Origin of the sequence: Amycolatopsis alba DSM 44262, assembly GCF_000384215.1 — a bacterium.
GTDB classification, from domain to species: Bacteria; Actinomycetota; Actinomycetes; order Mycobacteriales; family Pseudonocardiaceae; genus Amycolatopsis; species Amycolatopsis alba.
Genome location: NZ_KB913032.1, coordinates 2,464,051 through 2,477,428, shown reverse-complemented (window position 1 = coordinate 2,477,428; position 13,378 = coordinate 2,464,051). Strand labels below are relative to the sequence as shown.

The following is a 13,378-nucleotide window of genomic DNA, read 5'->3' as shown; positions in this document are numbered from 1 at the left end:
CCGGCCTGACAGGATGAGCCGGAGAGTTCGACAGGGGGAGAAATGACTTTTCAGCAGTACCCGCCGCAGGGCGGATATCCACCACCCGGTGCCTACCCGCCGCCGGGAGTGGCGCGGCAACCGAGCGGCGTCACCGGGATCATGGCCGGGATCTTCGCGCTTCTCGGCGGACTCTGGTTCCTTGCCGGTGTCGCCTTCCACGTCATCGAGTTCGTCGACTTCACCGTTGATTTCCTCATCATCGGCGCGGTGCTCGACTTCCTCACCGCGGCCTTGCTCTTGAGCGGCGGGATCCTGCTGCTCCTGCGCAAAGGCGCGGGACGAGTACTCACCGCGATCGGAGCCGGGGTCACGGTCGCTTGCGTGGCGCTGGTCTTCGTGCTTCGGGCGACAGGCTCGTATTTCCTCCTCTCGTACAGCGGGGTGACCCTGCGGTTCGGCTTCGGCTGGCTCCTCATCGTGGTCTTGATCCCGGCGATCACGACCCTCGTGCTGGCGCTGATCCCGCCGACGGCGCGCTGGATCGCGGCGAAGAGACAGGCCGTGGCGCCGCAGAACTTCGCATATCCGCCACCGCAGCACGGGTATCCGCCTGCCGGATACCCGCAGGCTCCCGGCCCGCAGCCGCAGGGCCCGCCACCCACGCAGTGGTGAGTTCGATCCCAGACGATGGGATCTCGAGGTGGTGGTCGTACCCTGGACGGTATGGCCGACGACTACTCTCTGCTGGGCTTCGAGACACGCGCGATCCACGCCGGGCAGAGCCCTGATCCCCGGACCGGCGCGGTCATCGTGCCGATCTATCAGACCTCGACTTACGCGCAGGACGGCGTCGGCGGCACGCGCGAAGGCGACTACGAGTACTCCCGCACCGCCAACCCCACGCGCACCGCGCTGGAGGTCGCGCTCGCGGCGCTCGAAGGCGCCCGGCACGGCCTGGCCTACGCGTCGGGGATGGCGGCCAGCGACGTCCTGCTGCGGGCGACCCTGCGGCCCGGTGACCACCTCGTGCTCGGCAACGACGCGTACGGCGGCACCTTCCGGCTGATCGACAAGGTGCTCAGCCTGTGGGGCGTCGAGCACACGGTCGCCGACCTGGGCAACATCGCCGAGGTCCGCGCCGCGATCCGGCCGGAGACGAAGCTGATCTGGTGCGAGTCGCCGACGAACCCGATGCTGGGGATCGCCGACATCGCCGCGCTGGCCGAGGTCGCGCACGGCGCCGGCGCCCGCCTGGTCGTCGACAACACCTTCGCCACCCCGTACCTGCAGAACCCGCTTTCGCTGGGTGCCGACGTCGTCCTGCACTCGACGACCAAGTACCTCGGCGGGCACTCCGACGTCGTCGGCGGCGCGATCCTGACGAACGAGGACGAGCTGCGCGAGCAGCTGTTCTACCTGCGCAACGCGGCAGGCGCGGTGCCCGGCCCGTTCGACGCGTGGCTGACCCTGCGCGGGATCAAGACGCTCGCGCTGCGGATGGAGCGGCACAGCGACAACGCCGAACTGATCGCCCGGATGCTGCTGAAGCACCCGAAGGTCGACCGCGTCTACTACCCCGGCCTGCCGGAGCACCCCGGCCACGAGGTCGCCTCGAAGCAGATGCGGCGGTTCGGCGGGATGATCTCGTTCACCCACGTCGACGGTGAGCAGGCCGCGCTCGAGGTCGCCTCGAAGACGAAGCTGTTCATCCTCGCCGAGTCGCTGGGCGGGATCGAATCGCTCATCGAGCACCCCGGCCGGATGACCCACGCGAGCACCGCCGGGTCGACCCTGGAGGTGCCGGACAACCTGCTGCGCCTTTCCGTCGGCATCGAGGACGGCAGCGACCTGGTCGACGATCTGGCCAAGGCCCTGGGCTGACCGCCGCCGAGCCCAGGGCGTGAGCAAGGGACCTTTGCTATCATTAGCGTACCCATGCTAACTAAGTGACAGCAAAGGTCCCTTGCTCTGTTCGCGCTGGTCAGCGCGGTGTGGTGGGAGGAATCGCCCGGTTACGGGCGGAAGTTGCTGGGGGTCGCGCCGCTCCTCGCGTCCGCTTCGTGCGAGGTCCCCTGCGGCGCGGCGGGCAGTTCGGAGCCGTCGACGCAGCCGCCGACGAGTTCGATGTGGTTGTCGTGCCGGATGTACTGGCCCGGATCCACGCATCCGGCGCGATCTACCGTGTAGACGGCGGCGCCGGTCAGCAGGGCGGCCGACGTGAGCGCCAGCACGACCGGGAGCAGCCCGGCGGAGCGGGTCGCCCGGACCCTGCCGATGTTCCCCCGTGCCATGCGCACTCCCTGGTTGCCTTCGCCGCCGTCGTCAAGAGTACCCGGACGGCGAAGTTGTCACGTGACGTATCCGCCAGGTGACATCTTCCTGCCGGTCAGCGGCCCCGGACCGCCCGCCGGAGCGCTTTGTCCTAAGTGGACGGTTGACCGGTGATGGCGGCGACCGCGAGTTCGCGTTCGGGCTCGCCGATCTCGGGCAGGGTGAACCGCGACGCCCGGATGTGGCCGAGCAGTTCGGGATCGGGCGCCACGTCGTGCTCGCGCAGGTAGTAGGCGACCGCGCCCGGCCAGTACCATCGGCCGTCGGTGCGGAAGTTCAACGGCACCAACGGTTCCCGGTCGGGATCGAAGGCGTCGGCGTCGTAGCTCCGCGACGCCAGCACGACCGGGGCGCCGTCGAGGTACGCCAGCACACGGTCTCGTTCGGCAGGGGACAGCGGCTCGCGGTTCACCGTCGGGCGGCCCGACTCGTCGAGCCCGTCGTGGACGCGCGGCGAGCGCAGGGCTTCGGGCGTTTCGGCGGGAGGAGTGGCCACCGGCGTGGGCTCCAGGCCCGCTCGCCGTCGCAGCCAGGGCGGGATGTTCTGCTCGGCGCGCGGGAAGAACCGGAGTTCATCCTGGAAGCCGATCGGCGGCGGGGTGCGCCGCCACACCGGCTCCTGGTCGAGGGTGAAGTCGACGGAAGTGCCCTGGACGGCGTCGAAGGTCAGCGTCGCGCCCAGCCAGGTGCCCTGACCGGGCTGGTACATCCCCGCCCGCAGCGTGCCGAGGAGCTGGACCAGTTCCGGTGGTGGCGCGACCGGATGCGTCGCCCCGTCCGGTCCGGTGACGAGGACGTCGGTCTCGAGGTGCCTCCCGACCGCCCGGTGCTCGGTGCGCAGCCGTCGCCAGCCGGGCGGGGCCATCGACGCGAGGCCGCTGCCGATCTGGGCGACGATCTGCTGCTGTTGCTCCGGGCCGAGCGGCACGGGTGGCGTTGTCATCGATGCTCCCCTCAGGTCCGCGGCGGCGGGGGCTGCGTCGTCGCCTGCGGGATCTCCACGAGGGAGCCGTCGGCGAGCAGTTCCGCGATCGAGCGCTCGAGAACGTACGCCGTACCGCCGCCTGCCTGGTCGTACCAGGCGATCGGCGATCCGACGATCGCGCGGACGGGACGGAGCGTCCGGTACACGTGGTACTCGAACCGCTGTTCCTCGGCGGGCTGTGACCGATGGGTGAACTCGGTCCGCGCCGCGTAGAGCGTGTTGCCGGACGGGCTGCCGAAGCGGTCCATCTCGGTACCCGGCGGAAGGGTCACGATCCGCTTCCCGCCGTACAACTGGAGCCCGACGTCGCCGCCGACCGGCTGGATCGGCCAGTCCTCGGTCGGTCGTTTGGCGTCCGGCGGGAGTTCACCGCGGAAGTCGGCCTGGTTCAGGTAAAGGTGCCCGACGAAGTACCGGACGGCCTTGCTCGCCGTGTCGAAGACGGCCTCTTCGAGCCGCTCCTCGCCCTGCGCCTGGAACACCGCCCAACGGCCGTCCTCGGCAACGAGGCACCAGGCGCCGTCGGCCACCTCGCCGACGCGGTACCGGGTGGGGTCCAGCTCCAGCGCGGCGGCCGCGTCGACGGCCTCCTTGGCGGCGGTCTCGGGGTCGTCCGCCCCGGTGGATCCGGTCGCGGCCCCGGAACCGAGCCGTTCGTTCAGCCAGTCCGGAATCCTCGCCGGATCGCGGGGGAACGCGGTCAGTTCGGCGGCGAACTCCGCGGCGGGCGGCTCGCCGTCCCAGGCGGGCTGGTCGTCCCAGGTGTACTCGTACTCCGCGCTCAGGTCTCGCGGGATGTGGGCGACGGCCTGGAACCATGTCCCGCGGCCGGGCCGGTACATCCCGCTCCGGAGTTCGGCCAGGAGCGGGGGAACCTGTTCGGGCAGGTCCCACAGCTGCAGGCCGCCGTCGCTGTCCCGGCGGACCATCACCGCCAGTTCGGTGTAGCCGCCGATCACGCGGTAGGTCAGCATGACCTGCGCCCAGTCGGTCGGGACGTTCAGCGCGATGAGGTTGGCGATCCGGACCCAGATCTGGTTCTGCTCCGCCGGGTCGAGCGGCTCGGTGCGAGCGTCTTCGGCCGGTTCCGCCACCGGTTGCCCGGCTCCGGCGAGCTTTTCGCGCAACCACGCCGGAATGTGCTCGGCGTCCCGAGGGAACGCCTCCAGGTCCCGCGCCCAGCCAAGGGGATCGATCGACGGCTGCCACCGCGGATCCCATTCGAGGTTGTGGACGATCCGGAACCGGGTCGGCGGATCGACGATGAAGCGCATCGAGAACCAGGTTCCCTCGCCGTCCTCGTAGTACAGCTCCCGCATCCGGAGCGCGATCCGCACGGCCTCCTGCGGCACCTCGATGGTCGCGTAGCCGCCGTCGCCCATCAGCACGGCGATGGTGAAGTCGTGCACGTCGACGTTGGCGCGGCAGACCAGGTCGATCCGGCGCCAGCCCTCGGGCGCCGCGTCCGACAGCGCGTACACCATGTCGTACTTCAGCTGCTGGAGCTCTGCCGCGTCACGGGGCATCGGAGCGGTTCCTTTCTGCTGGTGCCACCGCGGTCATCACGGCCTCGCCGGAGGATTGTTGGGGAAGCTGCGCATGTGGACGTTGCTGTTGCCGAACTCGTCGACCTCGATCCAGCGTACTTGGATCGTGTGCGGAACCTGGCTGCCGTCCCGCATCGGGAAGACCTCCATTCCTTCGATCTTCCGCTTCCCGCCGCCCTTCTCGAGGAAGTTGGCCAGGTCGCTTTCGAAGGCGTGCCAGTGGTCCGGCCCCGCGATCTTCCGGCCCTGATTCTGTGGCCGCCATTGGGCCATCATGTTCAGCAACTCGCCGGGACTGTCGAACTGCTTGCCGAAGAGATGGCCGCCGTCGTACTTCCCCGGTGTTCCGGTGGCCTGTTTGTTCGACTCGTCCTGAGCCGACGAATCCCGGTTGGGCGCCGCGCCGTCCTCCTGGAGTTCCAGGTCGTTCGCGCGGCCCCGCACCGTGTCGGTGCCGCCGCCGTCGAGCTCGGGGCCGGTGTGGTAGACGAACTTTCCGTCGTCCACGTTGTAGACCATGTTCGGTGCCGGGTTGTTGAGGTCCGGATGGGCGGGCCGGTAGGTCTCCAAGACCACGTTGCCGTGCTCGTCGGTCCAGTAGATGGAGCGCGTGTGGTCCTCGCGACCGGGGTTCCTGTACTCGCTGGTGACGACGTACTTCTTGTTCGGTTCCAGGGGTAGCGGCTTTCCTTCCGCGTCCTTGGGCATGTGGTCGAAGAACGAGTCGCCCCTGGGGATTCTCATGTCCACGCGCTCGTTGCCGCGGAATCGTTCCGGATCCCTGGCCCCGTGGGGTACTTCGGCGTCCGGGTCGAGTCGCTGGCGGACGATGGGGTCGCCTTCGCCGATGCCGTACTTGTTGTTCGCCTCGATGTCGGGGTGCTTGCGCATCATCCGGCCGGACTCGATGTCCGCCCAGCGGACGTGGCCCTTGGCGTCGGTGTAGAAGGTGCCGCGGTGCACCCCCGCCGAGTCCGTGACCTCGTACCGGGTGTGCGGCGCGTACGGGCCGCCGCTCGCGAAGGACGCCTTAGGGTCCGGCGCGAGGGCGTCACCGCGGTGGACAGTGACCGGCTCGCCCTCGAAGTCCGGGCGGTGGAACGTCACCGACGGATGCGGGTTGCCCTGCGCGTCGGTCGAGAACGTCTGGTGGTGGCCTTCGACCTCCACCCGGTACGTCGTGTTCGGATGCGGGTTCGTGACGTCGGGGTTCGGGTGGTAGTTGTCGTTCGGCTTGTAGGTGACGGTCCCGTTGGGGCCCTTGTCCTTGACCCGCGGCTGCTGGTTCGGGTGCTCGGTGTCGATGTGGGTGACCCGGCCGGTGCCGTCCGTGTGGTAAACGCCGCGCCGGCGCCCGGCGTCGTCGAAGACCTCGTACGCCTGGTTCCGCCCCAGCTGCTGGTCGCCGGGGAACCGCTCGCCGCGGGCGGGCGGGCGGATGTCGGTGTCGGGGTCCGGCCCGCCGACCCGCGAAGGAGTGGCGCCCGGTGTCGTCGGCGGGTCGAAATCGGTCTGGTGCTGCGGGTTGCGGTGGATGTCCTGCTGACGGTTGCCGTCGAGCAGTTCGCCTTCCTGCCGCACCGAATGCTGGTTCCGGTCCCTGGGGATGTCGCCGTCCGCGCTGGACGGCGGGTCCTGCCGGTGGGACGTCCTGTCCGGGTCCGCGCCCGGCGGAGGCTGGTCGCGGCGGGACGAGGTGTCGTCGTCGCCGTCACCGCGGCTGCGGGCGCTGTCGGCGTCCACACCCTGCTTGTCCGTATGCGAGGTGTCCGGTGTGAAGCCGTCGTCGCTCGCCCGGCGGGCGGTGCCGTCGGGGCTGTGGACGTCCCATTCGCCGTTCGGCGGGATCTTGGGCCGGGGGCGGCCGTCAGGGCCGATCTCGTAGTCGGACGAGAAGACGCGCCCGTTCGAGTCGGTCCACGCCGGCCTGCTCGGCGCCATGACCTCGGTGTCGAGTTCCCGCGACAGACGGCGCGCGAAGTCGTTCGAACCGGCGTCGCAGCCGATCAGCCGGATCGGGCGGCCGTCGTAATCCCCGTTGCGGCGCAGGATGTCCGCGAACTCTTCCGGGGTGTAGGTGCGGTTGCCGATGCGGGCGTGCCCGTCCGGGGTGACGTGGACGTCGACGGTGTAGCGGCCGTCCGGATCCGGCTGGACCCGGTGCGGCAGGTCGCCCATGTCCGGGTCTCCCCGGTGGTACGAGCTACCTGCGGGAGTGCCCTCGGAATGCCGCTGGTTGACCTCGTCGGGCGTCAGCGGCCGGTCCGGCTCGCCGTCGGGGCCGCGGTCGTGCGGCGAGCCGTCGGGGTGCCCGTCAGGGTCCTGGCGCGGGCCGTGCCCATCGGGGCCGTGACCCTCCGGCGAGTGGGGCTGCCCGGAGTGGCCGCCAGGGCCGCGGCCGCCCGGACCGGTGTTGCCGGGACCGGTGCCGCCGGGCCGGGTGCCGGGGCCGTGCGTGCCCGGTGAACCGGGGGTGCCGGTGTGCGGCTGGGCGCCGGGACCGAAGTCGTTGCCGCGGGCGGCAGGCTGCGGCTGATGCGGCTGGTTCGGCCGCCCGCCGGGACCGGTCTGGCCGGGGCCGCGGCTGGGACCGGTGTGGGTGTCGGGCGTGCGCGGGGTGTGCGTGTCCGGGGTGCGCGGCGAACCGGGCGTCCCCGTCCAGCCACCGCCCGGCGGCCTTCCGCCGGGCGAACCAGGGGTGCCGCCGGGGGCACCACCGGGACCGCCTTGAGGCGGCATGCCGCCGGCGACCGGCTGACCCTGCGGCGGGACACCGGGCGAACCGTCGCCACCGGTACCGCCGCGCTGCGACGGGACAGGTGAAGGACCGGCGTCGCCGACACGCGGCGCCGTGGGCGCGGTGCCGCTGGTCGTCGTGCCGCTGTCGGTCGGCCGGGTGGGGCTGCCGTCGTTGCCGGTGTGGTGTCCGGGCGACGGGTCGGACCGCGGTGTGGGTGAACCGCCGCCGTCTCCGCCGTGTGTCCGGGGCGAGCCGCCGCTGTCTCCGGTGTGGCTGGGCGAACCGCCGCTGTCGGCGCGGGTGTGCGGTGCGGGAGAACCGCTGTCGGGGGCGTGGCTTGGAGAGCCGCTGTCGGCGCGGGTGTGTGGCGCGGGGGAGCCGGCGTCGGGTGTGTGGCTCGGGGAGCCGCCGCTGTCCGTACGGGTGTGCGGTGCGGGAGAACCGCTGTCGGGGGCGTGGCTCGGAGAGCCGCTGTCGGCGCGGGTGTGTGGCGCGGGAGAACCGGCGTCGGGTGTGTGGCTCGGGGAGCCGCTGTCGGCGCGGGTGTGCGGGGCTGGGGAGCCGCCGTCGGGCGTGTGGCTCGGAGTGTCGGTGCGGGTGTGTGGCGCGGGGGAACCGCCGTCAGGGGTGTGACTGGGGGCGCTGCCGCTGTCGGCGCGGGTGTGTGGTGCCGGGGAGCCGCTGTCCGGGGTGTGGCTCGGCGAACCGCCGGTGTCCGCCCGATTCGGGCTCGGTGAGCCGCCGTCGTGCGCGCGGTTCGGAGTGCCGGAATCGCCGGGAGAGCCGCCGCCGTCGGAGCGGGCCGCGCTGGGAGAGCCGCCACCGTCCGGCGCGTCGCCGAGGTTTCCGTCCGAAGTGGACGGTCCGTCGCCATCGCCGGTTCGACTGGAAGAGCTTCCGTCCGAACGGGATGGCGATCCGCCACTGTCCCTTGTGGACGATGAGCCGTCGCCGCGGGTCGCGCTCGGGGAGTCGCCGTTCGAGCCGGAATCGCCGGAACGGCCGGAGTCGCCGTCGGAGCCGTTCGAGCCGTCGCCTGAACCGTTCGAACCGTCGCCTGAACCGCTGCCGGATCCGTCGCCGTCCGAGCCACCGGAACCGTCGCCGGATCCACTGCCGGAACCGTCGCCGTCCGGACCGTCCCCGGAACCGGTGCCGCCACCGTCGGGCCCGCCGGATCCACCGCCGCGGCCGCCGCGCTGGACGAAGCCGCCCGTCTTGATGTTCCTGGTGTTGATCACGTCCAGGCCGGTGACCTTGCCCGCGATCTTGCCGAAGACCTTGATGATCTTCTCGAAGACGTCGGCCAGCTTGCCCAGCAGCGGCGAGACCCGCCGCATCGCGTCGCAGAGTTCCTTGAGCTTGTCGGCGATCCTCGCGGCCCATTCGGCGATCGCGGTGACGGCCTGCGCGACCACCAAGGGCGTGCCGAAGCCGAGGGAGAACACCGTCTCCATGACCCAGGAGATGAGCTTGCCGACCGCGTCCGCGATCAGCTGGCGGATGAATTCGCGGACGAACGTGACGATCTCGCCGAAGATCATCACCACGGTGCTGATCGCGCCCGCGACCGTCGCCGCGCCGCTGATGGCCTCCGCCTGTTCCGCGGCCTGTTTGCGGTACTGGTCGGCCGCCTCGCCGGTCCAGCCGGTGGTGCCGTTCTTGACCGCGTTCGAGAGCTCGACCTGGCTGTCTTCCAGCTTCTTGGCGACGTTGCCCCAGGTCTCGGAATACGACTGGATCACCGGCGGATCGCCTGCCACCGCGTCCAGCATGTCCTTCAGCGGCTGCATGTGTTCCATCAGGAACGACGCCACCGACGACATCAGGTAGCCGAACGGGTCGATCGCGGCGCTCGCGATCTCGCCCGCGAGGCTCAGCACGCCGAGCCCGCCGCCGATCCAGTCGCCGTTCGAGATGCCGTTGAAGGCGTCCATGGCCGACTCGGCGACGCCGATTCCCGCGCCGTAGCCGTACTCGCTGTTCCCTGCCGTCAGCGGTCCGGGGCCGTCGCCATCGGTCGGCGCCTTCGCGACGAGCGGGTTTCCCTCGGGCATCAGTCAGGCACCTGCGCGTTCTTGAACTCGGCGGCGAAGTTCTCGTCCTGCGTCCGGTAGGCGTTGGACGCCGAACGCACGTTGTTCGCCACCGCCGTCGCGGCCTCGACGGCCTTGTTCAGCGCGTTGATGCCGAACTCCTCGACCGGGTCGAGCATCATCCGGAACGGCTGGCAGATGATGCCGTACGCATCGGTCGGCATGCTCACCTGTTGCGCGGCGTCGACCGCGCCGCGCAGCCCGTCGGCGATGCCGTCGATCTGCTTGGAGTGCGCGTCGAGGTCGGCGCCGAGTTCGTACCCCTTGCCTGCCATGGTTTCTCCCCTCTACCAGGCCGGATGAACGTGCTAGGAAAGAATGTTGCCGCCGAAGTCGTCGTCATCGTCGTCCTGCGTGCGGCGGCGGCGCGGGATCGGCTTGGGCTGGGGCGGAGCCGACGGCGCGGGCGGCGGGGGCTCTTCGTCCTCCGGGCCGAAGCGGTGGTGCCGCTCGGGCTCCGGCGGGGCGAGGTCCTCCTCCGGGGGAGCCTCCGGGAAGGTGCTCTGCGCTTCCGTGATGACCCGGTTCGCCGTCTCGTCCGTCGTGCCGACGGTCTCGGCCATCGCCTGCTGCAGCAGCTCGGGGATCCGGGACTGCGCGAGCTGCACGAGCCGCATGACCTGCGCCGAGACCTCGGCCATCCGCTTGCCGCTCGCGGCTTCGGAGATGACGAGGTTCTTGAGCAGGCCCTTCGCATCGACCGTCACTTCGACGGTGTTGTCCTTCGACCGCTCCGTCACGGTCTGCCCCTGCATGCGGGCGGCCATCGCCTGATAGCGCGCGGCGGTCTCCTGGATCTGCTTCGTCCAGTTGTCCACCATGCGTTCGCTGGCGTCGACGTTGTCCGGCATCGGGACCCTCTCAAGCTGCGTGCTGACGTCTTCACACTGACGGTCCGGAGAGGCCCCCGGTTCCGGTGTGCTCGAAGTTTAGTTCCCGTCCGGTGTACCACCCCCGGCCGACAAAGTTGGCCCCATCACGCAGCGAAAGGGCCCCTCACCGCACAAAGTGCGATGAAGAGCCCTTTCACGCCCTGCGAACTGCCGGGGTCAGAGGTTGCCTCGGCGCTGCGCTGATGGCGCCTCGCCGTTAAAGATTGCCTCGGCGCTCCTGCTCACGCTCGATGGCCTCGAACAGGGCCTTGAAGTTGCCCTTGCCGAAGCCGAGCGAACCGTGGCGCTCGATGAGCTCGTAGAACACCGTCGGGCGGTCGCCGATCGGCTTGGTGAAGATCTGCAGCAGGTAGCCGTCCTCGTCGCGGTCGACCAGGATGCGGTGCTCCTTGAGCTTCTCGATCGGCACCCGGACCTCGCCGATCCGCGCGCGCAGCTCCGGGTCGTCGTAGTAGGAGTCCGGGGTGTCGAGGAACTCGACGCCCGCCGCGCGCATCGCCTTCACCGTCGCGACGATGTCGTTGGTGGCCAGCGCGATGTGCTGGCAGCCCGCGCCGCCGTAGAACTCGAGGTACTCGTCGATCTGCGACTTCTTCTTCGCGATCGCCGGCTCGTTGAGCGGGAACTTGACGCGGTGGTTGCCGTTGGAGACCACCTTGCTCATCAGCGCCGAGTACTCGGTCGCGATGTCGTCGCCGACGAACTCCGCCATGTTCACGAAGCCCATGACGCGGTGGTACCAGTCGACCCAGTAGTCCATCTTGCCGAGTTCGACGTTGCCGACGCAGTGGTCGACGGCCTGGAACAGCCGCTTCGGCGCGCCCTCGGGGCGGACGATCTTGCTCTCGCGCGGCTCGTAGCCGGGCAGGTAGACGCCGGTGTACTTCGACCGGTCGATCAGCGTGTGGCGGGTCTCGCCGTAGGTCGCGATCGCGGCGATCCGCACGGTGCCGTGCTCGTCGGAGACGTCGTGCGGCTCCTCGAGGACGGTGGCGCCCTGCGCGCGGGCGTGGTCGATGCAGCGGTCGACGTCGGCGACCTCGAGCGCGAGGTCGATGACGCCGTCACCGTGACGGCGGTGGTGGTCGAGCAGCGGGGAGTCCGGCTTGACGCCGCCGGTGATCACGAAGCGGGCCGAGCCGGACTTCAGCACGAACGACTTGCGCTCGAAGTTCCCGGTCTCCGGGCCCGAGTACGCGACGAGCTGCATGCCGAACGCGACCTGGTAGAACCACGCGGTCTGTGTGGCGTTGCCCGCGATGAACACCACCGCGTCCATCGACTTCACCGGGAAGGGGTCGGTCGAAGAGTCGTGGTCGACGAGGCCGACGAGCTGACGCAGCTGGTCGTAGCTCACGTCGTCAAGAGCACCCTGGGGTTCCGCTGTGTGCGTCATGCCCTGAAGCATCCGAGGGCATGACAAAATGTGCAACGGTCAAAGATTTGGCTGCGCACTATGTCCAGTGAAGAAGTGGTCGGCGCAGTCATAGTGGACAACCTGTTCAGGAGGTAGGCACGATGTCGGACACCCCTGATGATCTGGACGCGCGGCTGCTGTTGTTGCTCACCGACTCGCCCCGGCTCGGGGTGCTCGAATGCGCCCGGCGTCTCGGCGTCGCGCGGGGCACCGTGCAGGCCCGGCTGGACCGGCTGACCGAACGCGGGATCCTCGGCGGGTTCCCGCCCGAACTCGACCTCGCGGCGATGGGATACGGGCTGACCGCGTTCGCCGTCCTGGAGATCGCTCAGGGCCGCCGGGCCGAGGTCGCGGAGGCGCTGTCCGCGATCGACGAAGTGTGCGAGGTCCACGCGACGACCGGTCAGGGCGATTTGTTCGTGCGGATGGTGGCGCGCAGCAACGACGACCTGCAGCGAGTGGTGGACGAGGTGGTCGGCGCGCCGTACGTGCGGCGGACGTCGACGTCGATCGCGTTGTCGACGCCGGTTCCGCCGCGCGTACGGCCGCTGCTGGAACGGCTGGCGAGGAGCTAGCTCACCTGGCCCAGGTACCGCTTCGCCGAGCGTTGGACGGCTTCGCGCCCGTCGGTGCGGATGATCGCGTCCCACCAGGCGCCGTAGATCGCTTCGAACTCGTACGGTTCGAGCATCTCGGCGGCGCGGCGGACGATCTCCGGGCGCTCCGGGATCAGGTTCGGGTAGCTGTACATCATGCCGACGAAGCGGCGGTCCGGGACGACCTGCAGGATGTCGCCCGAGAGCACCGCACCGCGGCCGTTCTCCCCGCCGGGCCAGTGCAGCACCGTCCCGCCGGCGAAATGCACGCCGAGGTTGATCAGCCGCAGGTCAGGGGCGACATCGAGGGTCGCGCCGCTCCACAGCTTGATCGCCGGGTCCGGCCTGCCGATCCACTGCTGGTCACCCTCGTGCAGGTACACCGGCACGTCGAAGGCGTGGGCCCATTCGACCATGGTGGTGTAGTAGTGCGGGTGACTGATCGCGATGCCGGTGATCCCGCCGAGTTCGCGGACCTTCGCGACCAGGTCGTCGTCGATGAAGCCCGCGCAGTCCCACAGGAAGTTGCCGGATTCGGCCTTGACCAGCAAGGCCCGCTCGCCGATGGCGAAGTTGGGCGTGGACCCGACTCCGACGAGACCGGGTCCCTGCTCCTCGATGCGAGCCGTGTACGTGCCACTGGCGCGAACGGTGTTCAGATCGGTCCACTGCTGCCCGGTCCGCGGGACGTACTGACGTTCGTCTTCGCAGATCGGGCAGTCGGACCGGGGTTCCGCGTACTGCATGCCGCAGGCCACGCAGATCGGTAGCTCGCTCATCGTTTCCCTCCA

Annotated in this window: 11 protein-coding genes; 3 read left to right on the top strand and 8 right to left on the bottom strand. The window is 70.0% G+C overall.

Features of this window, described 5'->3' with window-relative positions; translation table 11 throughout:
• The first annotated feature begins 42 nt into the window (after nucleotides 1–42).
• Complete coding sequence (locus AMYAL_RS0111580; RefSeq protein WP_026466972.1) at nucleotides 43–654, top strand: hypothetical protein; 612 nt, start codon at nucleotides 43–45, stop codon at nucleotides 652–654.
• A 51-nt stretch (nucleotides 655–705) separates the two neighbouring features.
• Nucleotides 706–1,863 (top strand): cystathionine gamma-synthase, encoded by a 1,158-nt coding sequence (locus tag AMYAL_RS0111575; RefSeq protein WP_020631466.1) that lies wholly within the window; start codon nucleotides 706–708, stop codon nucleotides 1,861–1,863.
• Nucleotides 1,864–1,994: 131 nt separating this feature from the next.
• Here AMYAL_RS0111575 and AMYAL_RS0111570 read toward each other — a convergent pair whose 3' ends face one another.
• The 7 genes from AMYAL_RS0111570 to hppD form a co-directional block, all read right to left on the bottom strand.
• On the bottom strand, nucleotides 1,995–2,273 hold the full coding sequence (locus AMYAL_RS0111570) for a hypothetical protein (protein ID WP_020631465.1): 279 nt from the start codon (nucleotides 2,271–2,273) through the stop codon (nucleotides 1,995–1,997).
• Between the two features lie 131 nt (nucleotides 2,274–2,404).
• The gene (locus AMYAL_RS0111565; RefSeq protein WP_026466971.1) at nucleotides 2,405–3,256 is read right to left on the bottom strand and encodes a hypothetical protein; all 852 of its coding nucleotides are present in this window, start codon (nucleotides 3,254–3,256) and stop codon (nucleotides 2,405–2,407) included.
• A gap of 11 nt (nucleotides 3,257–3,267) precedes the next feature.
• Nucleotides 3,268–4,824: a TNT domain-containing protein gene (locus tag AMYAL_RS0111560; RefSeq protein ID WP_020631463.1), complete on the bottom strand. Its 1,557-nt coding sequence runs from the start codon at nucleotides 4,822–4,824 to the stop codon at nucleotides 3,268–3,270.
• Between the two features lie 36 nt (nucleotides 4,825–4,860).
• Nucleotides 4,861–9,642 carry a DNA/RNA non-specific endonuclease gene (locus AMYAL_RS0111555; RefSeq protein ID WP_026466970.1) on the bottom strand — a complete coding sequence of 1,594 codons (4,782 nt, stop codon included), beginning with the start codon at nucleotides 9,640–9,642 and terminating at the stop codon, nucleotides 4,861–4,863.
• Nucleotides 9,642–9,956 carry a type VII secretion target gene (locus AMYAL_RS0111550; RefSeq protein ID WP_005167944.1) on the bottom strand — a complete coding sequence of 105 codons (315 nt, stop codon included), beginning with the start codon at nucleotides 9,954–9,956 and terminating at the stop codon, nucleotides 9,642–9,644. The genes AMYAL_RS0111555 and AMYAL_RS0111550 overlap by 1 nt, the downstream gene beginning before the upstream one ends.
• Nucleotides 9,957–9,989: 33 nt before the next feature.
• Nucleotides 9,990–10,532: a YbaB/EbfC family nucleoid-associated protein gene (locus tag AMYAL_RS0111545; RefSeq protein WP_020631462.1), complete on the bottom strand. Its 543-nt coding sequence runs from the start codon at nucleotides 10,530–10,532 to the stop codon at nucleotides 9,990–9,992.
• A gap of 238 nt (nucleotides 10,533–10,770) precedes the next feature.
• Entirely contained in the window at nucleotides 10,771–11,970 is a 1,200-nt protein-coding gene (gene hppD / locus AMYAL_RS0111540) for a 4-hydroxyphenylpyruvate dioxygenase (RefSeq protein WP_026466969.1), read from the bottom strand.
• 122 nt (nucleotides 11,971–12,092) lie between these two features.
• On the opposite strand from hppD, the gene AMYAL_RS0111535 reads away from it, so the two are divergent.
• Complete coding sequence (locus tag AMYAL_RS0111535) at nucleotides 12,093–12,566, top strand: Lrp/AsnC family transcriptional regulator (protein WP_020631460.1); 474 nt, start codon at nucleotides 12,093–12,095, stop codon at nucleotides 12,564–12,566.
• Here AMYAL_RS0111535 and AMYAL_RS0111530 read toward each other — a convergent pair.
• Complete coding sequence (locus AMYAL_RS0111530; protein ID WP_020631459.1) at nucleotides 12,563–13,366, bottom strand: MBL fold metallo-hydrolase; 804 nt, start codon at nucleotides 13,364–13,366, stop codon at nucleotides 12,563–12,565. The genes AMYAL_RS0111535 and AMYAL_RS0111530 overlap by 4 nt on opposite strands.
• Nucleotides 13,367–13,378 lie beyond the last annotated feature (12 nt).